This is a genomic window from Bartonella silvatica (assembly GCF_040545155.1).
GTDB classification, from domain to species: domain Bacteria; phylum Pseudomonadota; class Alphaproteobacteria; order Rhizobiales; family Rhizobiaceae; genus Bartonella; species Bartonella silvatica.
The window spans coordinates 15,927-41,727 of the sequence record NZ_JBEPLI010000007.1 but is presented as its reverse complement, the minus strand read 5'-3'; the positions used below and the strand labels follow the sequence as shown (position 1 = coordinate 41,727).

Genomic DNA, 25,801 nt, shown 5'->3' with positions numbered 1-25,801 from the left:
AATTATCTATAAGATAAAAACCATGAAAAAACTTAACAATTTAGGCATTTCCTACCGTCTCAAACAAAGTATATTGTAATGCCTTGCGTGCACTTTCGCCGCACCCAGCAACCATCTGGAAAGCAATATGATAGCTTTCACAGACTTTAAGTGCGTGTATCAATAATGTTTCAACCTGTATATGAGATGGATGCACTCCTCCAGCCAAAAGAAGCCCTTGCCGATAAATAACGCTATGATTCCCTTGCCAATAATCAAAATGTCCTAGCAACAATTTTTCATTAATTGCCAGCAATAGACGATGCATTTCCTCTGTTCGATCCTTTTCGATAGAAAGATCAAATGCACAAGCTAAATGGAGAGCCTCCTGCTCTTCCATCCATGAAAAAGAAAGACGATAATTTGCCCGTTTTCCTTCCACACAAACACTAATTTCATCTTGTGCATCCCGTTCAAATGACCAATCGTATTTACAGGCAATCTGTTCTATAAAATCAACAGGATGCTCTTCTCTTCCTGTGGTGCAAAATGCAAGCCTCATCATAATCCTCAATCATATAAAAAACATTGTCAACAGAATATAAACCGCCTAAACTGCAACAATATTTTGCCACAATCAAAGCCCTACACCAAACAAATACACATTAAAAATACTAATACGACACGTTCCCAGGAACCCTATAGTTTCACTGTTGTAGCTGATGATAATAAAACGAATCATCAAGCTTTTTCAGTGTATTGATACAATTTCATAGTACTAGCCCCCCCTGTTTCAAAAAAAGTATTTTTTTTGAAAAATAAATAGAGAATCTAATCTAACAGACTCAGGATTAAGCATTTTTTAGCTTTAAACATTTCATTGAAAAATTGGGGATATTTTTCTGAAGCACTCTATTAATATAAATTATTTTACTATTTTTGTATTGGTGTCTTTTCCAAATCATCAAGACGCTTTTTCAAATCAGCATTATCGGCATGAGCTTTCAGTACCATCTCTTTAAATGTTTCAAACTCTTCACGTGAAACAAGATCGAGTTTATTGGCTATTTTTTCAGCCTGCAAACGAAAAGCCGTTCCAGCTTCACGTCGTATACCTTGTGCAACATCTGCAGCATCTGTTGCTAATTTTGCCAATTCATCAAGAATACGGTTTGATCCATTACGCATAATGTTTTCCTTAGATTTTAATTATTGACATACGCACTATAACGTATTTTCTTAACATTTAGATACTGTATTTGTTCCTTTTATCCTATAGATTTTATCTCACCGTATCAGTTTTACCAGATAAATTTTATTTTAAATCTTTTTACACTCTTTTTACTATAATAGCGTTTTAATATCGAAATCCAGTGGAAATCAGCTTCTCTCTTTGCTTGACCATTGTGTACTCATCTGTCATTCCTGACCATTTAATAACTTAAATACAAGATGCTCAAAAACCATGAACAATCTTTTTTGCCCCGCTATTGCTTTTCCCTCTTTTCTAGATCCGGTCATTTTTCATTTAGGCCCCATATCTTTTCGTTGGTATGGACTTGGTTACGTTATAGGTATTCTTTTTGCTTGGTGGTATGCGCAAAAATTATTAGAAAAACAATCTCTATGGTATAAAAATCATCCTCCTATGGATAAAGAAAAAATTGGGGATTTTGTTGTGTGGTCTGCCATCAGTGTCGTTGTTGGTGGCCGCTTAGGACAAGTGCTTGTATGGGATCCCATTTATTACTTTAATCATCCAAGTGCTATCATCGCAATATGGGATGGAGGAATGTCTTTTCATGGTGGTCTTATCGGTATCATTATTGCAATGATTTGGTTTGCTCGTAAAAATAATATCCACATACGGGCAATGTTTGATATAATTGCTGCAGGTGCTCCTATTGGTATTGGTATTGTCCGGATATGCAATTTCATTAACCAAGAACTATGGGGCAATATAAGCACACAACCTTGGGCTGTTTGCTTTCCTCTAGATCCTCATTATCTACCACGCCATCCGAGCCAAATTTATGAAGCATTCATGGAGGGGTTTCTTCTCTTCGCCATCTTATTCACAGTGATTTTTGTTTTCAAAGCTTTAAAACGCCCTGGTACTGTGGCAGGAACATTTATTATAGGCTACGCAATGGCACGCAGCATTTCAGAAGTTTACCGTGCCCCTCAAGAAGATCCAGAATGGTTTTCCAACATTTTTCATACAACTGGATTTACTTATGGTATGGCTTTATCTCTCCCCATGTTTCTTTTGGGGCTTTATTTTCTCCTCACTCCCTTCAAATATCAATCGACAAAACATGATTCCCCTGAAAGAAAAAGTTAAAGAAATTATTACAGGCAATGGACCAATCACTGTCAGCCAATATATGGCATTGGCACTTACAGATCCTCAATTTGGTTATTATCAAATACAAACACCCTTTGGACGCGCTGGTGATTTTATCACCGCACCTGAGATAAGCCAATTATTTGGAGAGATGATTGGTATTTGGACTCTTGCAAATTGGAAGGCTCATGGTTGCCCAGAACCTTTTATTCTCGCCGAAATAGGTCCAGGGCGCGGAACTCTTATGGATGATATTTTACGTACCATTCAAAAATTATCCATGACAGCGTTTAATGCTGCTGAAGTTTTCCTGATTGAAGTCAGTAAAAAACTTGCAAAAGAACAAAAAAAGCACCTTTCTTCCTATCAAAAATACATCCATACTATTGAAAATTTTGATCAAATTCCCTTAAAACCACTCTTCTTAATAGCTAATGAATTTTTTGATACACTTCCTATCAACCAATATATTAAAATAAGCGGAGAATGGAAAGAACGCCGCATTACCATCAATCAGGATGGAGACCTCATCTTTATTGCGACGCCGCATAAACTTCCTTCTTCTTGCTTACAGCTCTATGGTTCTGAAATCCCTGATGGAACAATTTTTGAACATGCCCCATCACGACATCAATTCATGCAACAAATCAGTAACCGCTTAATCCAAGTAAAAGGCTCTGCATTAATTATCGATTATGGTGCTTCTGATCTCGCCTTTGGTGATACACTGCAAGCCCTCTCAAAGCATGAATTTCGTGATATTTTTGAAGCGCCTGGTCAACACGATTTAACATCACATGTTGGTTTTTTCTTTTTGAAAAACATAGCTCTTGAACACGGCTGTTTTGCTGAAACTCTAGAACAAGGCGACTTTCTCATCAAAATGGGAATTCTAGAACGTGCAGGACAACTTGGAACAGGCAAGAGTGCGACAGTACAAAACAAAATCCGACAAGACATCGAACGCTTAGTCGGTCCAGATCAAATGGGTAAATTGTTTAAAGTTTTGCATATCAGTGATAAAGATATACCCTTACTTCCTCAATTTTGATACCAAACAATATTGACAAATCTAAACGCCTCACGCACCATTCTTATTTTGAAAATAATCATAATGGAATTTTGATGAATCCTATCCTAGCGAAAGAGCTTTCTTCTTTACAAGAGCATGGAATAAAACATGGCTTTTTTACGCGTCAAAGCGATGTTTCGAAAAACCCTTATCAAAGCCTTAATGGAGACAAAAGTTCAAACGATCAAGCAAAGCATATTGCCCCAAATCGCATTTTAATCGCTAATTATTTTGGCGTTGGAATACAAAATTTAGTAACTGTCAATCAAACACACTCTTGTGATGTAATCGTGATTAACCAAGCCTTTACCGATGATCTCCCTCAAGCTGATGCTCTTGTTACCACCAAAAAAGAACTGATTATTGGCATTCTTACAGCAGACTGTGGCCCTATTTTGTTTGCTGACCCACAGGCAGGGGTCATTGGCGCAACACATGCCGGCTGGCGAGGAAGCTTAAATGGGATTGTTGAAAAAATAATTTCTGTTATGGAACAACAGGGGGCAAAACGACACTCAATAACAGCAGTTCTCGGTCCTTGTATTGGACCTTGCCACTACGAAGTCACAGGTGAGTTTTACAATCAATTTATTGAATGCCATAGCCAATTTCAAAAATATTTTTTAAAAACAGATAAAGTCAATCATTTTCGCTTTAACTTATGGGCATTCATTATAAATCAACTCAAAGAAGCAGGAGTCTATGCTTCTTGTTTGGAAATTTGCACTTACCAAGACGAACAACGTTTTTTCTCCTATCGTCGTGCAATACACCGCAACGAACCTACTTATGGACGACAAATGTCTGCTATTATGCTAAAATAGCGAAAAGGAAAATATTTCTCACCTAAGGTAACAAAATAAAACTCCAAGCTTCTTGTCTGTATAAAAGGTGTTAGCTCTGTTCCTCTGTATTTTGTGTCAAGAAACACTCTATAAATGTGTAGAGACTTTATTGTTTTCAATATTTATCACGATAGCCAATAAAACACTGACTCTTTCATATTGCTCCTCTTCATTCATTTCATACCGTAAAATCATTGGGTATCACCATCTTTACACTTATTGAAACATAAAGCATCACTGCCATTATATTTTCCAACTTATCAATATTATGACTGTTTTTAAATTAAAGTGATCTATGAGAAGTATTTTTTATCCTTTTAAAACACCCCTCATCCATACCCCCATCTCATTTTTAATGTACGTGTAAATGCTTTCTCTGATTTAATATAAAAGAACTTAAACTAAGAAGAGCTTGCTGTGTTCAGATCTTTTATCTCAACATAAAAAATTGATATACCATTATACATAAATCTACTATATACAAGCTATATCTTATATGAGATTCATTCATTTTCAGTTTATAAAATGAAAAATGCTTTAATTGAGTATTCGTTACTTCATCATAAAAAACTCTGCTTTTAGAGCAATAAAGTTTTGGAAAAAGGGAAAACACAGTGCATAGTTCTTTAACAGTATCAAATAAAGTTGTAAGGCTTTTGTAATTGTTGCCTTACAACCTGCTAAAAAGAAATTAAAATCGTATTATATACTATCATGACAACTCAGAGGTTCCACTATGAAGCTTTTTTGCGGCAATTCTAATCCATGTCTTGCTGAAGATGTTGCAAATTATTTAAGTATTCCCTTAGGAAAAGCAACTGTGAAACGCTTTGCTGATCAAGAAATTTTCGTAGAATTACACGAAAATGTACGCGGACAGGACGTATTTGTTTTGCAATCTACATCTTATCCTGCAAATGATCACCTTATGGAGTTGCTCATTATGATTGATGCTCTTCGTCGTTCCTCGGCGCGGCGCATTACAGCCGTGATACCTTATTTTGGTTATGCTCGCCAGGATCGTAAACCTGGACCACGTACTCCTATTTCTGCAAAACTTGTTGCAAACCTGATTACCGAAGCGGGAGCCCATCGTGTTTTGACACTGGATCTTCATGCGGGACAAATTCAAGGCTTTTTTGATATTCCAACGGATAATCTTTACGCGGTTCCAGTCATTTCTCGGGATGTCAAGATGCATTACTCTCTTGAAAATGTAATTGTTGTATCTCCTGATGTTGGTGGGGTCGTCCGTGCCCGTTCTCTCGCCAAACGTTTGAACAGTTTGCTGGCTATTGTTGATAAACGTCGTGAACGCCATGGAGAATCAGAGGTTATGAATATTATTGGAAGTGTATCTGGAAAAGACTGCCTTTTGCTTGACGATATCGTTGATTCAGGTGGAACACTATGCAATGCAGCAAGCGCTCTTCTCAAGCATGGTGCCAATAGCGTTACAGCTTACATCACACATGGTGTTCTTTCTGGAAGTGCTATCGAACGTATTACCAATTCAGAGATGAAAGAATTGGTTATTACGGATTCAATTATGCCAACAAAAACAATCGAGGAAGCCCATAATATTCGTGTTTTGCCAATTGCTGATCTCATTGGAGAAGCAATTGCAAGAACCGCAGCAGAACAATCTGTCTCAAGTTTATTCGGCTAAACTCCACCTTTGGGATCTCCCGGTGCTGTTTCTAGACCAAGATCAGGAAAAGAAACAATGCGTTGACCGCTAAAATGTGTGTGAATAACGACAAGTCCACGTTCTCCGAAGTAAGTTAAAAGACGACGTGCACGACTTAAAGAATGGGTTCCATAAAGACGTGCCAAAAATGCATCTGACGGACATGGCTTTCCACTCAAAGCGGCCTGTGCTACATTTAAAAAAACACCTTGCACATCATCTTCCAAACTTTCCGATATATGCAAAATACGTTTCCAATTTTCACTAGCAGCAGTTTCTTCATCAACACAAGCTTGAGCAATAGCTAGCTTGCGACGAAATTGTGAAAGGTTTAAAAAATCTCCTGATAAACCATGAATACGACAACGAACTAAAAAATCTTGATAAAGCACCGCTGTTGAACGATAAAAAGTATCAGGATCATCAAGAATCTCTCCGATAACACCTTCGACCTGCTTATCATGCTCATCAACCGAAAGCTCAGGAAATAAACTGGGATTTTTTTCCAACGATTCTTGTTTTTTATGCACAACTTCTTCTAACATTTCATGAATTGATTTCTCTTTCAACGGTTCTCGTGACTGCTTAAATGGCACTAAAACCTCCTCTGGTGAAGCAGTAAAAACGAGTTCTTTTACATCCACTCGCTCTGTAGGAAGTGGCATTAATTTCGGGCTAGAAGAACGTGCTAATGTCTCAACAGGGCCAATGATGATCGGTAAAGGGCGTCGTGATAAAGCAGGACCTAGAGCGATAAAATGGCCACGTTCAAGATCTCGAAACATTTCCGCTTGTCGGCGCTCCATTCCCAAAAGATCAGCAGCACGCACCATATCAATATCTAAGAAAGTTCGTCCTATTAAAAAATTTGATGCTTCAGCAGCCACATTTTTAGCAAGCTTAGCTAAACGCTGTGTCGCAATAATACCTGCAAGGCCACGTTTTCGCCCTCGACACATAAGATTGGTCATAGCACTCAATGAAATCTTACGCGCTTCATCAGAAACTTCTCCTGCTGCTGTAGGAGCAAATAATTGTGCTTCATCAACCACAACAAGCATAGGATACCAATAATCACGCTCCACATCAAACAGTGCACCAAGAAAAGCCCCCACAGCCCGCATCTGTTGCTCAGTATCCAAACCTTCAAGGTTAAACACCACCGAAACCCGATGTTGGCGAATTCTATGGGCAATACGTGTGAGTTCTAATTCGCTACGTTGCGCTTCCACAATGACATGATCAAATTTATCTGCCAAAGTAACAAAATCACCTTCTGGATCAATCACACAATGTTGCACCCACGAAGCACTTTGTTCGAGAAGGCGCCGAAGAAGATGTGATTTTCCTGAACCAGAATTACCTTGTACAAGAAGACGTGTCGCTAATAATTCTTCAAGATCCATAAATGCTTGTACAGATTTACGCAAAGCATTACCTTCTGCCATCTCTCCCAAGGCGATCTCAACCTTCATAATATCTCCAGTATTTTACTTTGAGTCATCGGCTCATCTTTAGCCTTCATATAAACTATGTTTGTAACACTTCCTCTTGCTTAACGGTAGAAATCATCAATTTTTCCCACAACTCTTGCATCTATGAATGGTTTGAATTATAGAACAAATATCTGCGTAGACACCCTTGGAGGCAACGCAGAGTGAAATCATCGCTGTTTAACAGTGCATATTTTCATATTCATGCAGAAACTGTTATTGTTTTTGGTGAATCTCCGATCATTTAAAAGGACTTGAACTATGAGCAAAAGCTATACTCTTAAGGCCGAAATGCGCGAACGGGTTGGTAAGGGGTCCTCCCGTGAACTTCGTCGTAACGGTCTCATTCCTGCTGTCATTTATGGTGACAAAAAGCCACCTTTGGCAATTGCGATTCCCTATAAAGAAGTTTTTTATAAAATTCACGCAGGTGGCTTTCGTACCACCGTTGCGACGATTGAGATTGGTAAACAAAAAATTATGGTTTTACCAAAAGATTACCAATTGGATCCTGTGCGTGACTTTCCCTTACATGTAGATTTCCTGCGTATTTCAGCGAAATCTGTTGTGGAAGTGAATATTCCTGTGCACTTTCTCAATGAAGACACCGCACCTGGTATCAAAAAGGGAGGTGTTCTCAATATTGTTCGTCACGATATTGAATGTACAGCTCCAGCAAATGCTATTCCTGAAGCGATTGAGATTGATCTCTCAAACTACTCCATTGGTGATTCTATTCATATTTCGGCTGTGCAACTGCCAAAAGATGTCACACCAGTCATTCAAGATCGAGACTTTACCATTGCAACCATCGCGTCTCCAGCAGGTATGGATGTTAGTGATGAAGATTCCGAACAAGAAAATAACGAAGACAACGAAGAAAATTAACAAATTTCAGGAGGCGGGAAAAATTCCCGTCTTGACTTCACATCCCCTCACACTTTGACTGGAGGTATGCATGTGGCTTATTGCTGGTCTTGGCAACCCTGGTCTACAATACCAGAATAATCGCCATAATATTGGTTTCATGGCAGTTGATGCTCTTTATCGATCCTTTTCTTTTTCTTCATGGTCAAAAAAATTTCAATCTGAAATCTCCAATGGTTTTATAAATGGTGAGAAAACTTTTCTTATAAAACCTCAAACCTTTATGAATCGCTCTGGTCAAGCCATTGGTGAAGCTTTGCGATTTTATAAATTAGATTTGAAGAATTTGATTATCATTTATGATGAGCTCAACTTACCACAAGGAAAAATACGTGTAAAAATGGGTGGAGGACATAATGGACATAATGGTATAAAGTCTATTGATGCCCATTGCGGCACTGACTACTGCCGTGTACGCTTAGGAATTGGACATCCTGGTTCCAAAGAGCTGGTTCATCAGCATGTTTTAGGAAATTTTACCAAATCCGACCAAGGGTGGCTCTCTCCTCTTTTAGAGGCGTTAGCAAAAAACTTTGTTCTCCTTATAAAAGAGGACAAGTCTCTCTTTATGAATGAAATCTCACAAACAATGAAAAACAAAGGCACGTGATAACTGTTCATTCCTATAAGATCCAAAATAAGTCAGCATGACTTCGTATAAGCTTTGTGCATAAACCCCTCTTTTTGAAAAAAGAACCTTGTCAATATAGAAACCCTAAAGAAAACAAATGGAGTAAATAAGGTAACTCTCCTTGAAACTTAAAAAACTCACAGAGGCATTAGAAAAAATCACTGGGGTTAATTGTTGCCTGCAGTGGGTCCTCATACATATTAGATCCTTGACTTAAAGCTCTCGGTGCACGCTCATTGTTTTGCAATACCACGACACGGGCACCAACGGGAACACGATCATAGAGATCAATAATATCTTGATTAAGCAAACGAATACATCCACTTGAAATAGCATGTCCAATCGACCAAGATTCGTGTGAACCATGAATTCGGAAAAGCGTATCCTGCCCATTTTTGAAAAGATAAAGAGCTCGCGCCCCCAATGGATTGTCCGGTCCTGGTGGCATTCCTTTTCCCAAATGACCATAACGTTCGGGCTCTCGAGCCATCATTGCTGCGGTAGGCACCCAACTTGGCCATCGGCGCTTGCGCTGGACAACCCCTTCTCCTCCAAATTCTAATCCTTCCTTACCAACTCCAATACCGTAACGCAAAGCTGTTCCATTTTCACCAATAAGGTAAAGAAAACGCTCCTGTGTATCGATTACCAATGTTCCAGGTGGATAAGATGTATAATAAATCACTTTTTGACGCCAAAATTTTGGATCAATTGTTGAAAGATCAACAGCCGGTAGTAAATAAGGCTCGTTGGTTACAGGACCATACAAAGCCCGCACTTCATCTGGAATGTATCGATCTTGTTGAGAAGAAACAAACGATACATCAGATTGGTGTGTAGCACACCCAACCAAAGCCAAAGGTGCTGCAATTAAAATTAAAAAAGCATAACGAGACAACACTCTTCCATTTTCTCCAATTAGTTCCTTATGCAGACTTGAATACTGTGAAAAACTTAGCGTACCGTTAACATTCTCTTGAAATTCCCTTACTATGAAAACAGTAAAGGCTTTTAAGTACGATAACAAAGCGTTTGTTTTTTTACTGTAGACTTTTTTCTCACCTATAGCAACTAAGACTATAACTCTTCTCAAAATATGCTATAAAAGCGCCGACGAAACATTATCTTGATCATAAAGCAATAGAAAAGAAGAAACCATGGGCTTTAAATGCGGTATTGTGGGGTTACCTAATGTTGGTAAGTCAACCCTTTTTAATGCACTAACAAAAACAGCTACGGCACAAGCTGCTAACTATCCTTTTTGTACAATCGAACCCAATACTGGTGAAATTGCTGTACCAGATTCGCGAATGGAAAAAATTGCATCGATTGCAGGATCAAAAGACGTTATTCCCACACGTATCAATTTTGTTGATATCGCTGGACTCGTACGAGGTGCTTCAAAAGGTGAAGGTTTAGGCAATAAATTTTTAGCCAATATTCGTGAAGTTGATGCTATTATCCATGTTCTACGCTGTTTTCAAGATGAAGATATTACCCATGTGGAAGGACGCATTGATCCTGTTTCTGACGTCACAACTGTCGAAACAGAACTTATGCTTGCAGATCTTGAAAGCCTTGAGCGACGAATTGTGCAAATCCGTAAACGTTCAACAGGCAAAGATAAAGAAGCTCTTGCAATTCTTCCCGTAATGGAAGCAGCACTCAATTTACTCCAGAAAGGAAATGCTGTTCGGTTACTTCTCAAAGATATCTCCTCTGATGAGCGCCACATCCTTGATAGTTTAAATCTTTTAACATCCAAGCCCGTACTTTATGTGTGCAATGTAAGCGAAAATGATGCCGCACATGGAAATCACTTTACCCAAACGGTCGAAAAAATGGCAGTAGAACAAAATGCTCAAAGTATTATCATTTCTGCTTCCATTGAAGCTGAGATCACGCAACTTAGCGATGCAGAAGCTTCAGAATATCTTAATGCCCTTGGGCTTTTTGAACCAAGTTTAAACCGTCTTATTCGCGCTGGTTATTCTTTGCTTGATCTCATTACTTATTTCACCTGTGGACCTAAAGAGACAAGAGCATGGACAATCACACGTGGCACAAAAGCCCCTCAAGCCGCTGGTGTTATCCATTCAGATTTTGAACGTGGCTTTATCCGCGCTCAAACGATCAGCTATAATGATTATATTGCTTTTGGTGGAGAAAATGGTGCAAAAGAAGCAGGAAAATCGCGTGATGAAGGTAAAGAATATATCGTACAAGACGGTGATATCATGTTGTTTAAACATAATACCTAATATTTCATCCTAATATTATACAACAGAAAATAAAGAATACTGTCTCACTAATTAGATGCTATAGCATTTTATAATTTAAAAAAACACACACAAGCAAATATTAAGAATAGGATTTTTACCCTCATCATGTGGAATTAAATGCTCTATGAGAATTTAGTGTTTAATAACAGATTTTTTGCTGACTTTTTTCAAGAGAGATTAAACTGCTATAAAAGGGCAATGACGCTCTTTCAAAGTCTCTTCTTATTACTTTTGATACTTTTCACTCTTTTTTAGATTTTTACGTGCCAAGATCGAGTTTTATAAGTCATTCATATCATGGACCAAACTGTATAACGCAATGAATAATGCCCTCCTTATACCCCATGTAAGGCTTTTTCCACTGGGTATAAAGCTATCAAACAATAGGTATTTTTAGCTGTCTTTGATACCCAAAGTATTTTTCTTTCAAACAAATCAAAATCGTTTAAGAATTTCCCATCATAATCATTAAAACACTAAAGCTTCATCTAAAGATACCTCTTCAGCTCTTAAAAATGAAACCATTGTGTGCATAAAACTTTCAAAAAGATCCCAAAATGATCTGCATGAAAAAAACAGTGCTACCTTATTTATGATAGCAACTGTTCTAACCACACAAAATGGAAATATAAACTTAGCGTGCCCAACGCCCTTCATATTTAAATGTTGGAGCCTCTTTTAAAGAATCTTTTGTTGCATTAATAATAAGCTTCCACTTACCGTAATCATTTGTCATCTGGATTGTTTCTGGAGAAACAACCACATAACTCTCTCCAAGACCAAGGAAACCACCAACAGCCACAACAAATCCTGCAATATTATTTTCACGCAGAATGATATCTTTTACTTCCCCAATGTTTTCATTTTCTATGTTGTATACCTTTGCACCAATAAGACTTGACGCAACAAAATCCGTTGCCAAAGGTGTAACATAACGCGTAATCATATCTGACCCAACCTGCACAACCCCTGTCGAAAAAATCATTTCAGATTTAGAAGGTACAGTGAAAGACTGAGCGTAAGCACTAGAAGCCATGAAAACTGATATAAGAGCAGTATATACAATTTTTCTCATTTAACATCTCCGTTTTTACTTTGCTTTTACTTTACAAAGTCTGAATGCTTCATAATCAAATTGGTTCCTTTACTCAGCGCTCTACCCTATTCTTTCACCTTCTCAGTCTTCCATTCTCTTTTCTCATTTTCCTCTAAATCACGCCAAATATAGGCTTTTAAAATATAAACAAGCCCTCCCAAAATGATTAAAAATAAAATAACACGAAAACCGGTTTTTTTACGAATTTCCATATGAGGATCAGCAGCCCACATCAAAAAAGCAGAAACATCACGCGCATAATATTCAACTGTTTCGGGAGTTCCATCTCCATAGGAAACAGCACCATCACTCAAAGGAGGTGCCATAGCTAAAGTATCGCCGGCAATAAAATAGGGATTGTACCAATAGCCATCAGCAATCTTTGAATCCTCTGGTGCTGTCTTATACCCTGTTAAAAGAGCTGTAATATAATCTGGACCAGCAGTATTATAATACGTCAACACATCAGCAATAACAGCAGGAAACGGTAAAGATACAGCACGCGCACGTGCCATCAATGATAAATCTGGAGGATAAGCACCATTATGAAAAAAGCTTGTCTTTTCTTCGTAAGAAAAGCGAGAAGGGTAAGTATCTGTGGCAATTCCAACAGGTTTTAAAAATTTTCCTTCTCGATGCAAACCATCGCTCACTTCATATTGCTGAGCAAAGGCCTTAATCTGTTCCTGATCATAGCCTAAAGCCTTTAAATCCCGAAAAGCTACATGTTTGAGCCCATGGCAACTAGAACAAACCTGTTTATAAACCTTTAATCCACGCCGCAATTGCGCCTTATCATAAACCCCAAATGGTCCCGAAAAACTCCATTTTTGTTTTTTAGGAACACGTAAAGGAAAAGTGATAGACTCCTGCTCTTTAGCAGAGACATTATTCACACTCTGAAAAGAGGAGCCTATTACAACGACAACAATCAATCTAATAACAGCATTTATCATCGTTTATTTTTTCTTTGTTGTATATCTTCAGTTATTGAAGAAGGAAGTGAACGTTCTCTTTCAAAAATCGGCAGAAACGGTAAAACAATCAAAAAAAATACAAAATAATAAGCTGTCATTAACTGCGTCCATAAAAGAATATGATTGCTCAGTTCTCTTGAACCCAGATAACCCAGAAAAATAACATCCATAATCAATGCCCCAAAAAAAATTTTATAAATAGGTCGGTATCTTGCAGAACATATTTTAGAGCGATCTAACCAGGGCACAAAAATCAAAATAAAAACTGAAGCAGTTACTATAATAACCCCTAGAAAAGTCGACGAAAGGGCGCCAACATTAAAATTTATGGCGCGCAACATCGCATAAAAAGGCAAAAAATACCACTCTGGGACCACACGAAGAGGTGCTTTTAAAGGATCAGCAATACTATAATTTTCAGCTTGTCCCATATAATCAGGCATGTAAAATAAAAACCAAGAAAAAAAGAGCAAAAAAACAATAATGGCAAAAATATCTTTAATGAGTGCATAGGGTGCAAAAGGAACAGTTTCTTGATCTGATTGCACAGCGAGACCAGTCGGATTTCCTTGTCCAACATGATGAATTGCCCAAATATGAAGCCCCACAAAAAAAAGCAAAATAAATGACAAAACATAATGGAAAACATAAAAACGGTTAAGGGTAGATTGTCCCACACTATCCCCACCAAGAAACATCTCATGTAACTGCGTTCCCACCAAAGGAATAGCTTTTAAAAAACCAGTAACCACTGAAGCGGCAGATACAGACATCATCCCCCAAACCAACACATAACCAAAAAAGGCTATTGCCATCATCATTATATAAATACAAACACCCGTAATCCAAACCATTTCACGCATATTTTTATAAGAGGCATAATAAAGGCTGCGCGCGAAATGGATATAAACGGCAATAAAGAAGAACGAAGAACCTACAGAATGCCATGGGCGAAAAAGCCAACCAAAGTGCCCATTACGCCTAAATTGTTCCCCCGTTTCAAAAGCCAAATCAACATGTGGCACATAATGCAGTGACAACACAATACCAGTCAAAATCTGTGATAAAAGCATAATGGTCAAAATACCGCCAAATGTATAAAAATAATTAAGGTTACGTGGAACAGGAAAAATGACAAATACATTGTATAAAAAACGGGGAATAGGTAAACGCTTATCCAACCAACGAGCAAAAGCAGTTCTCGGAGAATAGGGAGAAAGTCGCGTCATTCACCTCATCCTATTCTCAACAAAGTATCAGATAAAAATCGATATGGTGGAATGGCTAAATTATAGTTAGCAGGCCCCGAGCGCACTCTTCCAGCCGTATCGTAAACAGACCCATGACATGGGCACAACCACCCTCCTAATTTACCCGATTGATCAAGCGTTACACAACTTAGATGCGTACAAAGATTAATCATAATAAGCCAATTTTCACGTCCCTTGCCTCCCGAGCGCGCAAAGTCCGTTGCTTCTTCTTCATATTCAAGATTAGGGTTGCGTGCTTGGCGATCTTTCAGAATACTTAATTTTGTAGCACGTGCTTCAGCAATTTCTCGGGCTGTTCGATTACGAATAACAACGGGCTGTCCACGCCAATTGACAGTTACCGACATACCTTCTTCAATATGAGACAGATCCACTTCAACAGAAGAAGATGCTAAAACAGCCTCATCGGGATATAACTGACGGATAAAAGGCCACGCAACGGCGCCAAGTCCAACCGTCCCTGTAACACCCGTTAACAAAAATAGAAAATCCCGTCTAGTCTGTTTACTCATCACCTTAACTAAAAAGCCCTTCCCTTTCAAAAATTTATCATACACTCCCCTATTGTACAATCTATAATCATATAGCTTCCTCAACTACAAAAAATATTCCAGAAAAGAACGCCTTGGCAGTTATATAAATTTACATCACTTGTTAATGTATCTCCTTTTTAAGAAGAGTTTATAATCCACCTCAGAAGACGCGACCGTTTCTCCCCATTCCTAATGCTTGTCAGCTTCAACACTTTAGAAACTTATAAGATAATATGATGAAACATATGCTATTCTTTTGCTATGCTGCTTAATGTATAGATAAAAAATCCTTTTGGTATAAGCTCCAACATTTTCCAATGTAACCACTTCAATCAATACTGAAAATCTTCGTGATACTCGCACCACCATTTCATTTGCCAACACGTGATGTTATAATAGCACCCGTATTAAGCGCGTTTATAAGAAACATTTTTAGTCTTTTCTGAAATGACTTTTATTCACGCACCAACACGACTTATGACATATAAAAAAATAATTTTATTCGTTTTAATGAAAATAGATTTTAAATAAGAAAAATCTAGGTTATTTGGAACTCAAATTTAATGAATAAAAATATATTATCATTATAAGCCAATATGTTATTTTATATAGAAAACAATTTATGCAGATACTTTTTATGTTGAACAAATTTCACGTTACTCTGCCTTATCATTTCAAAAAGCAATAATCACTATGGCGTGTTGATCACGGTAAAAATGATAGAAGCTTATTTCATGACCAGCATCACAAGCCACCTTGATCAATCACCGTATTTCTCACACAATGAAGTATCTCAATATATACGATAAAATTTTACACAAAGCAGTATTCAATATTCCTGAGCGCATTCTTGTAATCATCCAAATCTATATTATTAAGGATAATCTCCGAGCAACGTGCACTTTCACACTCTATTTAGCCTATCATAAGCTTGAGAGTATCACTTTTTCCATATAGAAAAAACAATAAAATACGCATACAAAAGCGCAAAATGATCTGTCCCTCAAGTCATATTTTTATATTTTTGAAATAAGCGATAAGGCTTCTTTACAAAGACAAAAAAAAAGTCATATTATGTAGAATATGACATTGCACATTGCTCTTTTTCAACCTGATATTGCTGGTAATACTGGAACGATTTTGCGTCTTAGCGCCTGTTTTGGTTTACACGTTCATATTATTGAACCAGCGGGCTTTAATCTATCAGATCGTAACCTTAAGCGAGCAGGATTGGATTATCTCGAATATGCTTCATTAGAGCGACATATCGATTGGCAACATTTTTTCCATACTATGAAACATTTAAACCGCCGCCTTCTACTTCTAAGTACAAAAGCAGAAACATATTATACACAAATCTGTTATCAAAAAAATGATGTCTTACTTTTTGGTCGTGAAACAGCAGGTGTTCCCGATTATGTTCATGAAAGCGTTGATTGTACATTGAGAATTCCCATGCAACCGCATACGCGTTCTTTAAACCTTGCCATGAGTGTCGCTATAACAACAGGGGAAGCGCTCCGCCAAATTGGTTATAGCGAAGAGAGCAAAACTTTATAAAAAGTACACAAATCTCATTCAAAAAATTTAATATCATATTGGAAAAAATCCTGTTTCTGCACACAGAGAGAGAAAGTTTTTAAAAGAGTGCTCTCTCCATATCTATCTAAGATGTTACAATCGTATTAAAATCTTCAGCTCTTCCATAATATTCCAATTAAGAAAATCTATTTAAAAATTATTTAGAAACAAACGACTTAAGCTGAATGAAAATTGGCTCCTATCATAGCTTGCCGCACCATTAAAACAAACAATTATAACACAGCTATAAAAGATTCTATTAACAAGCAGCAAAAAATCCTTATAAAAGCCAATTTTATGAATTTATTTTTTCTAATATTGTATGGTGATCCATTGAAAATCCGCTTTTAATCCATATTTTTTCCAGCTCTTTGAGTTTTTTCCCTAAACGCACTCCTTTAGAAAAACCTTTCTCTATCAAATCTTGACCACTGACAGGAAAAATTGGAATCTGCCATTTTTCTGCAAGGTGATAAAGCCTGATATAATCTTGTGCTTTTTGTGAAACTCTGCCTTCCTCCAAGGAGTGAAAATGTGATGCAGCAATAGACAGAGATAATTGATCTAATACCGGCTGTCGTCCATGAAAATAAATGAGCTTTTGTACAAAATGATCTGAACAGTTGTGTTTAATGATTTCCAACTTTGCCCATTCGTTTAGTCGCATTGTTTCTTTATTCGATAAACGCAAACGCTGTGCCAGCTTGTGAAGACGGATAGGATCAGGGGGAAGAATACTTTCTAACCGCAACAGAGGATCAATCTCCCAACCCAAAGTTTGCTCTAGCTTTACAAGTGAGTGGATAGCATCAATGCCCCATTTTTCTGTTTCAGGAAAAACATATGTCAAAACACCGCTTTGACGCATCCACAAAAGAGAACGCGTTGGATCCAAGGCAGCAAGAAGCTTTTTCATTTCGCCCCAAATACGCTCAGATGAAAGCTTGTGTATACCATCTTTTAAACGAACACATGCTTTTAATGCTTGTGCATCAGGTCGTCCAACTCCATACCAAGCAAAAAAGCGAAAAAAACGTAAAATACGTAAATAATCTTCACGAATACGATTTTCTGCAATACCAATAAAACGTACTGTTTTGTTGGCAATATCATTCAAGCCTCCCACATCATCATAAAGGCAACCAGCAGCATCACAATAAAGCGCATTCATGGTAAAATCCCGCCGCTCAGCATCTTTTTTCCAATCACGACCAAAGGCCACTTTTGCATGACGACCATCGGTTTCAATATCAGAGCGAAGTGTTGTAACCTCATAAGAATAGGATTGCGAAACCACCGTCACTGTACCAAATGCAACGCCCGTAGGAATAGCTTTAAACCCAGCTTTTTCTACACGCACGATAACTTCTTGCGGCAAACAGGTTGTTGCAATATCAATATCATGAATAGGCTGTCCTAACAGCTGATTACGGATTGCTCCCCCTACAATACGTGCCTCCTCACCATCCAGAGACAAAATATGAAGAAGTGTTTGGATATCCTCATGTTGCAACCACTCGGCTTGTTTGAAATTTTGTCTTATATTCACCCTTTCACCTTTCAAAAAGCTTATTTTCCTTTGCTACAAACAGATGTTTCTCGCGAAAGATAATCTTTCTCATATATACCTTACACAATACATATATGGGTTTCCAATAAATAACTCTGCCTACTTATAAATATTAAAAAAACACATATTACACTTCTTTTCTTTTTATTTTCTGTTACAAGTCATAAAATATTCATTATCATAAGAAGAAAATTATAGATTTTGCTACAAACGCCTTAAGGAAAAAATATGAGCCAACGTGATCCCTCATCCAGTTCTGTAAAAAAAGGCAATATCAATAATGAAGCTCAAATGATCATTGATGATATTGATACAACGTACAAAGAATTGGATATTCTGCAACAAGAAATTGACAAAGTTATTTTTGGGCAAAGTCATGTGATTGAATATGCTTTAATCACTATTTTTGCTGGTGGTCATGCTCTTCTTGTCGGTGCCCCAGGGCTTGCCAAAACACGTCTTGTTGAAACCTTAGCAACCGTATTAGGACTTGATGAAAAGCGTATCCAATTTACGCCCGACTTAATGCCATCGGACATTATCGGCTCTGAAGTTATGGATTCCGATAAAGATGGGAAACGTTCTTTTCGCTACGTTCAAGGACCTATTTTCACCCAACTTCTCATGGCTGACGAAATTAATCGTGCCTCTCCTCGTACACAATCAGCTCTTTTACAAGCTATGCAAGAATACCATGTCACTGTTGCTGGACACCGTTATGACTTACCTCAACCTTTTCATGTGCTTGCAACCCAAAACCCTCTGGAGCAAGAAGGCACATATCCACTGCCTGAAGCACAATTGGATCGCTTTTTGATGCAAATTGATATTGATTATCCTGATCTTACAACAGAACGACGTATCATTTTAGAAACAACAAAAGAAAAAAAACAAAATGTGAAAGCAATTTTATCAACCTCAAAATTGCAAAAAATTCAACAGATCGTTCGTAAAATGCCAATTTCAGAAAATGTTATAGAAGCTATTTTAAAAATCGTACGTTCAGCCCGCCCTCATAAAGAAAACACTCTTGCAAACACTTATGTTGCTTGGGGCCCTGGTCCACGGGCATCGCAAGCACTTTCACTTTGTGTTCGCGCTCGTGCCCTTTATTATGGGCGTTTAGCCCCTTCACTTGATGATGTTGAAGCATTAGCTCCTCCAGTATTACAACATCGTATGGCTCTTAATTTTTCTGCGCGCGCTGAAAATATAACCGTAACAGATATTATTAAAAATCTTATGAAAGATGCTCTTTAGAAATGGCCATTGGCAAAAAAGTTCCCCAAAAATCTCCCATGTCCCTTGCAGCACGGCTGCATAAAGACACTGCAAAGATGCCCTATTTTCTTTTGCAAGCGCATCGGATAGCCAATACACTCATAACCGGAGGACATGGCCAACGTAAACGTGGGAGCGGAGAGAATTTCTGGCAATTTCGCCCCTATGTTAAAGGAGAATCCATTACCCGCATTGACTGGCGTCGTTCAGCGCGTGATGAACAAACTTACCTCCGTGATCACGAATGGCAAATGGCACAAACTGTTTGGATCTGGCCTGATCAAAGTGCATCTATGCATTATTGTTCACGTTTTTCTCAAATCTCTAAGGGCAATCATGCCATCATTCTGACTCTTGCATTAGCAACACTTTTTGCACATAGCGGCGAACATATTGCTATCCCCAACTTAATGTCTCCCACAATAGCATCCGATGCAATAGAACGTATAGCTTTCGCTTTAGAAAACCACCAAAAAGAAAGTCCATTCCCAGATTTTTCAATGCTTACGCGTTTCTCACACGCCATCATCATAAGCGATTTTCTTGATCAGCCTGAAAATATTATTCAACATTTAACGATTTTGTCCGCAAAACAAGTGAGCGCCCATTTAATCGAAATTGTTGATCCTGCAGAAGAGAACTTCCCTTACACAGGGCATACAGAGTTTACTGATCCTGAAACAGGAGAAAAGTACCTTTCCGGAAAAGCAGAAAGTCTGCGCAAGCGTTATTGTAAACTCTATAAAGCAAGGCGACAAGAATTGATGCATTTTTGTTCGCGCCAAGGGTGGACTTACCACGTGAGTCAAACCAATCGTCCCCTAACAGAAACCATTTTACAGCTTTCAAGCATAATGGGCAGCTCTGCATCTCGTATAGGGGGGTCACTTTGAGTTTTTCTGCCCCCCTTCTGTTACTGGGACTTTTATCCCTACCAATTATTTGGTGGTTGCTACGAATAACGCCACCAGCGCCTCGTAAAGAGCTCTTTCCACCTCTACATTTTCTCCCTAGATCAACCAATCAACAAGAAACTGCAAACCATACGCCTTGGTGGCAACTCTTATTAAGGCTCGCCATTGCAGCCCTCGTTATTATCGCTTTAGCACGACCTACTTGGAATCAAAATCCCATTACACTCTCTGGATCTCATCCCCTTGCACTCATTATTGATAATGGGTGGGCATCTGTAAAAGAATGGAAAAAACGTGTTACAGCTGCTGAAGCTCTTCTTACGCAAGCAGAAAAACATCAAAAAGATGTATATTTTATTGCAACAGCTGAAGATGACCTGTCCAATATAGGACCTCTTCCAGCGAGAACTGTAAAGCAACGTTTAATGCATTTAAAGCCCCACCCTTGGCCTGTCAATCGTGTTCATGCATTCAACAAACTGATTGACATAACAAAAGGAATATCTCTTGATATTGCTTACTTAAGTGATGGATTAAAAACAAATGAAGATGAACAAGCCTTTTCTCTTGTTAAACAATTAAAGTCTAAAAAATTCTTATGGTATGTAACTGACGTTTCCAATTTAATTGGCATAACAGCTATAGAAAATAACGATGAGAATATGGGAGCACGTGTTATCCGTTCAACAGTACACGGTCATACCCCAGCCACCCTTAATCTTTATGATTCCAACAATCAACTTCTCGGTCGCTTTACAGGAAACTTCCCTGAAGGACAAACAACAACGTTTGTTCCTTTTAATGTCCCACTGGAACTGCGTAATGACATTGCTTGGATAAAAATTAATACCCAGGCCCATGCAGCTGCAACCTTCTTCGTGGACAGTCATAATAGAATGAGCCGCGTCGCCCTTCTTTCACCAAATACAAACGAAATGGTACAGCCTTTACTCTCTCCATTTTATTATACTATCAAAGCATTACAAGGACATACACAGCTTATAACAGCTGGAGGAAGAGAGCTTTCAACGGATGTTGATCACTTACTCAAACAAAATCCTTCTGTTTTTATTATGGGGGATATTGTTAATATATCAGAAGAAGCAGAAAAAAAGCTGTCTAAGTTCGTGGATAAAGGGGGAACCCTTATCCGCTTTGCAGGAGAAAATCTAAGCGCGGCAGAGCACTATGATAGCCTCCTTCCAGTGCCATTGCGTCATGGAAAGCGTTCGCTTGGTAGTATTATGTCTTGGACCAGACCACAAAAACTCGCACCATTTGCAAAAAATAGTCTATTTTCTGATCTGTCCTTCCCAGAAGATGTCACTGTCTCACGCCAAATCCTAGCAGAACCAAGCCCAGATCTTTTTGAAAAGACATGGCTCAATCTTTCCGATGGAACACCTCTTATAACAGCAGCCAGACGTGGAAAAGGAACTCTTATTCTTATTCACATTGCTCCTGATCCCACATGGTCAAACCTCCCTCTTTCTGGCTTTTTTGTACAAATGTTACAAAAACTCATTACGTTGAGTACTTATGAAAACACAAATCTAAAACATGTAAAAATGGAAACAACGATACAAAGCCCTTGGCGCACGATAACAGCTGATGGACAATTACAAACACCTCCCTCACATGTCGTTCCACTGGTTCTTGATCCCCAATCTCCCCCCCTTCCTTCCTACCATACCCCCCCGGGACTCTACGGTGTAAAAAATAACTTTTACGCACTTAATCTTTTAAGTCATTCATCGCACTTGATGAAACAGTCACCATTACCACCTTTCATGAAAAACCCTTTATCTTACGATATAAAAGAAAAACATCTTATTGGTCCATTTTTAGGATTAGCCATTTTATTATTTATCCTTGATCATTTTTTAGTCTTATGGATGGGAGGGGCTTTTTTCCTACGGCGGCAGAGTCATGTGCTCCTTGTCTTTCCACTTGTCATAAGTCTTATCGCCTTTTTTGTACATGTACCTATAACTCAGGCACAAAGCACAGAAAACTATTATGAGACCATCGTACAAGAAGCCGGATCAACACATCTTGCTTACATTCTAACACATAACCATGAAATTGATACAACGAGTAAGAGCGGTTTAGAAGCTTTAAGTAAATTTATCGCAGAGCGCACAATGCTTTTACCCGGCTCTGTAAAAGCACTTGATCTTGATAAAGATGAGCTTTCCTTCTATCCTCTCATTTATTGGCCGCTTGATCCTCATAGCCCCCTCCCAACACAAAAAAGTCTTGAAAAAATAAATAACTTTATGAAACACGGAGGCACAATTTTATTCGATACACGCGATCAGATCAATACCAGCTTAAATCTTGAAGGAACAGTTACCCCAGCTACACAAAGATTACGAGATATCTTAAAGGGCTTAAATATTCCAACCATTGAACCAGCAGCATCTGAGCATGTTATTGCACGCTCTTTCTATATTATGCCCGATTTTCCAGGTCTCTATCGTGGTTCACCCTTATGGGTTGAATCGTCGTCAGCGAATAAAAAAAACAAAAATTCTCTTGGATCAGGTGATAATGTAAGTTCTCTTCTCATCACTGGAAATAACTTTGCTGGCGCTTGGGCTCTCGATGAAAAAGGTAGGTGGAAATACCCACTTATTCCCAATGATCCGATGCAACGCCTATGGGCATTTCGTGCAGGATTAAATATAGTTATCTATGTGCTGACAGGAAACTATAAAGCTGATCAAGTTCATGTCCCAGCGCTATTAGAACGTTTTAAGAGAGAAAGAAGGAAATGATACCATTTTTTACTTTTCAACCTTTTTTACCTCTTTCTTGGATTATTTTATTAGGAGGGGTATCTGTCCTTTTTGTCATTATTGGTCTCTTGAAACAACGCCAAGGGTCTTTATTACGCCTCCTGACATTAAGCTCGCTTATCCTTGCTTTACTGAATCCAATGATCATAAAAGAGCAACGTGAACCGCTCAAAAGCACCGTAGGCATTGTCATTGACCGCAGTCAAAGTCAAACATTTGGTACACGAACAAATGATAGTGATAAAGCGCGCGGACAATTAACAAAAGCTTTAGCACATTACCCACAATTTGAACCTCGTTTTATTGAGGCTGGAAGGCTTTCTGATAATCGATATGCGCCCTCAACGAATCTGTTCCATGCTTTAACACAAGCCATATCTGATGTCCCATCGTCTCGTTATGCAGGTACAATTTTTATCACCGATGGGCAAGTGCATGATATCCCTCGCCTTTCAGACCTTCAGAACAAAGCGCCTATCAATGCTCTTATCACAGGCAGGTCAGATGAATTTGACCGTCAAATAAAAATTATTTCACCTCCTCGCTTTGCCCTTATTAATCAACCACAAACTCTCTCTATCTTGGTAGAAGATAAAGGAAAGTTTCAAGGGCTCCTCCCAAGGAGGGCAGATATTACTGTTAGCGTTAATGGACAAGACGTTGGTCATTATTCTGTGACGCCTGGTATTATTTTTAAAACTGCTATCTCTCTTCCACATGCTGAAAAAAATATCATCCAAGTTGCTACCGATGCGCATAAAGGTGAACTCAGCTTAGAAAACAACCGTGCCATAACGACAATCGAAGGGATCAGAGAAAATTTACGTGTGCTTCTAATTTCAGGTGCACCTTATAACGGTGAACGAACATGGCGTGATCTTTTGAAAGGTGACTCCAATATTGACCTTGTTCATTTTACTATTTTGCGTCCTCCTAACAAAGCAGATCATACACCATTAAGCCAATTATCACTTGTGGTTTTTCCGACAAGAAAACTGTTTGTTGAAGAGATTAATAATTTTGATCTCATCATTCTTGATGGCTACCAACATTCTTCTGTTTTCCCATTGATCTATTATGACTATATCGCTCAGTATGTACAAAAGGGTGGTGCATTGCTGATGGTAACAGGACCTGAGTTTACCCAACAAAACTCACTTGCAAGAACGCCTTTAATAAGCGTCCTACCTGCCTTACCCACAGGTGCTATTCTTCAAAAGCCTTTTCGCCCTCAATTAACCAAAGAGGGTGAACGTCATCCGGTTACAAGGGATCTTGAAACACCTGCTTATCCAGCCTCTCAATGGGGACAATGGCTACGACAAATTTCTATTCAAAACATACACAAAGGCATTGCTCTCATGAAAGGAGCTGATAACCAACCATTGTTAATTCTTTCCCATGTAGAGAAAGGGCGTGTTGGTATGTTGCTTTCTGATGAAAGTTGGCTTTGGGCAAGAGGTTTCGAGGGAGGAGGTCCTTATGCCGCTCTCTATCGCCGAATTTCCCATTGGCTTATGAAAGAACCAGAACTTGAAGAGGAAAAGTTAAGTGCGACCAGCGATCACCATCGTTTAATCATTCAGCGCCAAACACTCAAAGATCAGCCAGAACCAGCCGAAATAACTTTTCCCTCTGGAAAAAAAGAAAATATCACCCTTACTAAAGAAAAAGAAGGCATCTTTACAGCAACTCTTCATACAAATGAAACAGGAATTTTTACCATCAAAAATGGTGATTTAACAACGCTTTCTTCTGTAGGTATAGTTGATAATCTTGAATTATTTGATTTAATTTCAACGGAAGAAAAACTCGCTCCCATCATAAAAAAAACCGGTGGGTATATTGGGCGCTTACACAAAAAAAAAGGCATTGACCTTCCTTCAATCAAGCTGATCCAATCAAAAGCTAGTCCACCACTGTCTCCTGCTTACTCAATTGTTTTAAAAGAAGCCACGGAAACCCGTTTAATCGATACTTTCTATTTTTCAATCTTTTCCGGTCTTATAGCCCTCCTTGCTTGCCTGTTACTCTTGAATAGCATGTGGTATCGTGAGAGCCGTTAAAAAATTGAGAATTTATACCGCAACTTAAAAACGCAATTCATTCTAAAAAAACAATGAAATTATGTACACTATAATTTAACAATATATTGATTTATAAGGAGTTTTTATCTTATTTCAAATCTGTTTATATTAAATCTAAATAAAACAATTCATTTTCATATTGTAAATGCATCTGGCATATACACAAAAAAGTGTTTTAGAAAAAAATTAAAATCACTTTTATGAATTCTTTCAATTTAAGAGCTCTTAGCAACTGCTCATAAGTTAACCGACAAAATCAGAGCGCTCGCTTGTATCTTCATAAGAATAAAGATAGCTTTGCTCAATCATTCTTACATCATACCATTCAAGAGCCTAGGCGTGAAATGGACTTGGAAGCCTTAAGAGATATCTCTTTAAAAAAGCTCTGTCCTTCATGAAAAGCATGATCTTATTCAAGAACACG

Annotated in this window: 21 protein-coding genes; 12 read left to right on the top strand and 9 right to left on the bottom strand. The window is 38.3% G+C overall.

The window, feature by feature from the left end; genetic code table 11:
* Positions 1–40: 40 nt before the first annotated feature.
* Together ABID23_RS04300 and ABID23_RS04295 are read right to left on the bottom strand one after the other, a co-directional pair.
* Positions 41–541 carry a type III secretion system chaperone family protein gene (locus ABID23_RS04300; protein ID WP_354189725.1) on the bottom strand — a complete coding sequence of 167 codons (501 nt, stop codon included), beginning with the start codon at positions 539–541 and terminating at the stop codon, positions 41–43.
* A 371-nt stretch (positions 542–912) separates the two neighbouring features.
* The gene (locus tag ABID23_RS04295) at positions 913–1,167 is read right to left on the bottom strand and encodes an accessory factor UbiK family protein (protein WP_354189681.1); all 255 of its coding nucleotides are present in this window, start codon (positions 1,165–1,167) and stop codon (positions 913–915) included.
* Positions 1,168–1,444: 277 nt separating this feature from the next.
* Between ABID23_RS04295 and lgt the strand changes: the two genes are divergently transcribed.
* The 4 genes from lgt to ABID23_RS04275 all read left to right on the top strand — a co-directional run bounded on the left by lgt (position 1,445) and on the right by ABID23_RS04275 (position 5,912).
* Positions 1,445–2,323 carry a prolipoprotein diacylglyceryl transferase gene (lgt, locus tag ABID23_RS04290; RefSeq protein WP_354189679.1) on the top strand — a complete coding sequence of 293 codons (879 nt, stop codon included), beginning with the start codon at positions 1,445–1,447 and terminating at the stop codon, positions 2,321–2,323.
* Complete coding sequence (locus ABID23_RS04285) at positions 2,298–3,377, top strand: class I SAM-dependent methyltransferase (protein ID WP_354189677.1); 1,080 nt, start codon at positions 2,298–2,300, stop codon at positions 3,375–3,377. The genes lgt and ABID23_RS04285 overlap by 26 nt, the downstream gene beginning before the upstream one ends.
* Positions 3,378–3,451: 74 nt before the next feature.
* Complete coding sequence (pgeF, locus tag ABID23_RS04280; protein WP_354189675.1) at positions 3,452–4,222, top strand: peptidoglycan editing factor PgeF; 771 nt, start codon at positions 3,452–3,454, stop codon at positions 4,220–4,222.
* 757 nt (positions 4,223–4,979) lie between these two features.
* Positions 4,980–5,912 carry a ribose-phosphate pyrophosphokinase gene (locus tag ABID23_RS04275; protein WP_354189673.1) on the top strand — a complete coding sequence of 311 codons (933 nt, stop codon included), beginning with the start codon at positions 4,980–4,982 and terminating at the stop codon, positions 5,910–5,912.
* Here the strand turns inward: ABID23_RS04275 and ABID23_RS04270 are convergent.
* Entirely contained in the window at positions 5,909–7,408 is a 1,500-nt protein-coding gene (locus ABID23_RS04270) for an ATP-binding protein (protein WP_354189671.1), read from the bottom strand. The two genes, ABID23_RS04275 and ABID23_RS04270, sit on opposite strands and share 4 nt — an antisense overlap.
* Before the next feature lie 279 nt (positions 7,409–7,687).
* Between ABID23_RS04270 and ABID23_RS04265 the strand changes: the two genes are divergently transcribed.
* Both ABID23_RS04265 and pth read left to right on the top strand, forming a co-directional pair.
* Positions 7,688–8,314 carry a 50S ribosomal protein L25/general stress protein Ctc gene (locus ABID23_RS04265; RefSeq protein WP_354189669.1) on the top strand — a complete coding sequence of 209 codons (627 nt, stop codon included), beginning with the start codon at positions 7,688–7,690 and terminating at the stop codon, positions 8,312–8,314.
* A gap of 70 nt (positions 8,315–8,384) precedes the next feature.
* Positions 8,385–8,963, top strand: coding sequence for an aminoacyl-tRNA hydrolase (gene pth / locus ABID23_RS04260; protein ID WP_354189667.1), 579 nt, complete (start codon positions 8,385–8,387; stop codon positions 8,961–8,963).
* Positions 8,964–9,132: 169 nt separating this feature from the next.
* Here the strand turns inward: pth and ABID23_RS04255 are convergent, their stop codons facing one another.
* Complete coding sequence (locus ABID23_RS04255; protein WP_354189665.1) at positions 9,133–9,885, bottom strand: L,D-transpeptidase; 753 nt, start codon at positions 9,883–9,885, stop codon at positions 9,133–9,135.
* Between the two features lie 256 nt (positions 9,886–10,141).
* Between ABID23_RS04255 and ychF the strand changes: the two genes are divergently transcribed.
* Positions 10,142–11,245: a redox-regulated ATPase YchF gene (gene ychF, locus ABID23_RS04250; protein WP_354189663.1), complete on the top strand. Its 1,104-nt coding sequence runs from the start codon at positions 10,142–10,144 to the stop codon at positions 11,243–11,245.
* Between the two features lie 655 nt (positions 11,246–11,900).
* Here ychF and ABID23_RS04245 read toward each other — a convergent pair.
* The 4 genes from ABID23_RS04245 to petA form a co-directional block, all read right to left on the bottom strand.
* A complete protein-coding gene (locus ABID23_RS04245; protein WP_354189661.1) occupies positions 11,901–12,341 on the bottom strand; it encodes a PRC-barrel domain-containing protein in 441 nt (146 codons plus the stop codon).
* 86 nt (positions 12,342–12,427) lie between these two features.
* Entirely contained in the window at positions 12,428–13,318 is an 891-nt protein-coding gene (locus tag ABID23_RS04240; RefSeq protein WP_354189659.1) for a cytochrome c1, read from the bottom strand.
* Positions 13,315–14,568 carry a cytochrome b gene (locus tag ABID23_RS04235; protein WP_354189657.1) on the bottom strand — a complete coding sequence of 418 codons (1,254 nt, stop codon included), beginning with the start codon at positions 14,566–14,568 and terminating at the stop codon, positions 13,315–13,317. The genes ABID23_RS04240 and ABID23_RS04235 overlap by 4 nt, the downstream gene beginning before the upstream one ends.
* 5 nt (positions 14,569–14,573) lie before the next feature.
* Positions 14,574–15,122 carry a ubiquinol-cytochrome c reductase iron-sulfur subunit gene (gene petA, locus ABID23_RS04230; RefSeq protein ID WP_354189655.1) on the bottom strand — a complete coding sequence of 183 codons (549 nt, stop codon included), beginning with the start codon at positions 15,120–15,122 and terminating at the stop codon, positions 14,574–14,576.
* Between the two features lie 1,104 nt (positions 15,123–16,226).
* On the opposite strand from petA, the gene ABID23_RS04225 reads away from it, so the two are divergent.
* Positions 16,227–16,703 (top strand): tRNA (cytidine(34)-2'-O)-methyltransferase, encoded by a 477-nt coding sequence (locus ABID23_RS04225; protein ID WP_354189653.1) that lies wholly within the window; start codon positions 16,227–16,229, stop codon positions 16,701–16,703.
* A 316-nt stretch (positions 16,704–17,019) separates the two neighbouring features.
* Here the strand turns inward: ABID23_RS04225 and ABID23_RS04220 are convergent, their stop codons facing one another.
* Positions 17,020–18,273 carry a CCA tRNA nucleotidyltransferase gene (locus ABID23_RS04220; protein WP_354189651.1) on the bottom strand — a complete coding sequence of 418 codons (1,254 nt, stop codon included), beginning with the start codon at positions 18,271–18,273 and terminating at the stop codon, positions 17,020–17,022.
* A gap of 249 nt (positions 18,274–18,522) precedes the next feature.
* Between ABID23_RS04220 and ABID23_RS04215 the strand changes: the two genes are divergently transcribed.
* Genes ABID23_RS04215 through ABID23_RS04200 form a run of 4 tightly spaced genes read left to right on the top strand, consistent with a single transcriptional unit; the run spans position 18,523 to position 25,356 of the window.
* Positions 18,523–19,554, top strand: coding sequence for an AAA family ATPase (locus ABID23_RS04215; RefSeq protein WP_354189649.1), 1,032 nt, complete (start codon positions 18,523–18,525; stop codon positions 19,552–19,554).
* A gap of 2 nt (positions 19,555–19,556) precedes the next feature.
* On the top strand, positions 19,557–20,468 hold the full coding sequence (locus ABID23_RS04210) for a DUF58 domain-containing protein (protein WP_354189647.1): 912 nt from the start codon (positions 19,557–19,559) through the stop codon (positions 20,466–20,468).
* A complete protein-coding gene (locus tag ABID23_RS04205) occupies positions 20,465–23,269 on the top strand; it encodes a DUF4159 domain-containing protein (RefSeq protein WP_354189645.1) in 2,805 nt (934 codons plus the stop codon). Before ABID23_RS04210 ends, ABID23_RS04205 begins: the two co-directional genes overlap by 4 nt.
* Positions 23,266–25,356 carry a hypothetical protein gene (locus ABID23_RS04200; protein WP_354189643.1) on the top strand — a complete coding sequence of 697 codons (2,091 nt, stop codon included), beginning with the start codon at positions 23,266–23,268 and terminating at the stop codon, positions 25,354–25,356. The genes ABID23_RS04205 and ABID23_RS04200 overlap by 4 nt, the downstream gene beginning before the upstream one ends.
* The last annotated feature ends 445 nt before the right edge of the window (positions 25,357–25,801 follow it).

What these genes read in the sequence shown, in the direction of transcription:
- ABID23_RS04215 (WP_354189649.1), top strand. Translation starts at nt 18,523, where the DNA reads ATGAGCCAACGTGATCCCTCATCCAGTTCTGTAAAAAAAGGCAATATC.
- ychF (WP_354189663.1), top strand. Translation starts at nt 10,142, where the DNA reads ATGGGCTTTAAATGCGGTATTGTGGGGTTACCTAATGTTGGTAAGTCA.
- ABID23_RS04275 (WP_354189673.1), top strand. Translation starts at nt 4,980, where the DNA reads ATGAAGCTTTTTTGCGGCAATTCTAATCCATGTCTTGCTGAAGATGTT.
- pth (WP_354189667.1), top strand. Translation starts at nt 8,385, where the DNA reads ATGTGGCTTATTGCTGGTCTTGGCAACCCTGGTCTACAATACCAGAAT.
- ABID23_RS04200 (WP_354189643.1), top strand. Translation starts at nt 23,266, where the DNA reads ATGATACCATTTTTTACTTTTCAACCTTTTTTACCTCTTTCTTGGATT.
- lgt (WP_354189679.1), top strand. Translation starts at nt 1,445, where the DNA reads ATGAACAATCTTTTTTGCCCCGCTATTGCTTTTCCCTCTTTTCTAGAT.
- ABID23_RS04210 (WP_354189647.1), top strand. Translation starts at nt 19,557, where the DNA reads ATGGCCATTGGCAAAAAAGTTCCCCAAAAATCTCCCATGTCCCTTGCA.
- ABID23_RS04270 (WP_354189671.1), bottom strand. Translation starts at nt 7,408, where the DNA reads ATGAAGGTTGAGATCGCCTTGGGAGAGATGGCAGAAGGTAATGCTTTG.
- ABID23_RS04265 (WP_354189669.1), top strand. Translation starts at nt 7,688, where the DNA reads ATGAGCAAAAGCTATACTCTTAAGGCCGAAATGCGCGAACGGGTTGGT.
- ABID23_RS04245 (WP_354189661.1), bottom strand. Translation starts at nt 12,341, where the DNA reads ATGAGAAAAATTGTATATACTGCTCTTATATCAGTTTTCATGGCTTCT.
- ABID23_RS04235 (WP_354189657.1), bottom strand. Translation starts at nt 14,568, where the DNA reads ATGACGCGACTTTCTCCCTATTCTCCGAGAACTGCTTTTGCTCGTTGG.
- ABID23_RS04295 (WP_354189681.1), bottom strand. Translation starts at nt 1,167, where the DNA reads ATGCGTAATGGATCAAACCGTATTCTTGATGAATTGGCAAAATTAGCA.
- ABID23_RS04225 (WP_354189653.1), top strand. Translation starts at nt 16,227, where the DNA reads ATGACATTGCACATTGCTCTTTTTCAACCTGATATTGCTGGTAATACT.
- pgeF (WP_354189675.1), top strand. Translation starts at nt 3,452, where the DNA reads ATGAATCCTATCCTAGCGAAAGAGCTTTCTTCTTTACAAGAGCATGGA.
- ABID23_RS04300 (WP_354189725.1), bottom strand. Translation starts at nt 541, where the DNA reads ATGAGGCTTGCATTTTGCACCACAGGAAGAGAAGAGCATCCTGTTGAT.
- ABID23_RS04240 (WP_354189659.1), bottom strand. Translation starts at nt 13,318, where the DNA reads ATGATAAATGCTGTTATTAGATTGATTGTTGTCGTTGTAATAGGCTCC.
- ABID23_RS04285 (WP_354189677.1), top strand. Translation starts at nt 2,298, where the DNA reads ATGATTCCCCTGAAAGAAAAAGTTAAAGAAATTATTACAGGCAATGGA.
- petA (WP_354189655.1), bottom strand. Translation starts at nt 15,122, where the DNA reads ATGAGTAAACAGACTAGACGGGATTTTCTATTTTTGTTAACGGGTGTT.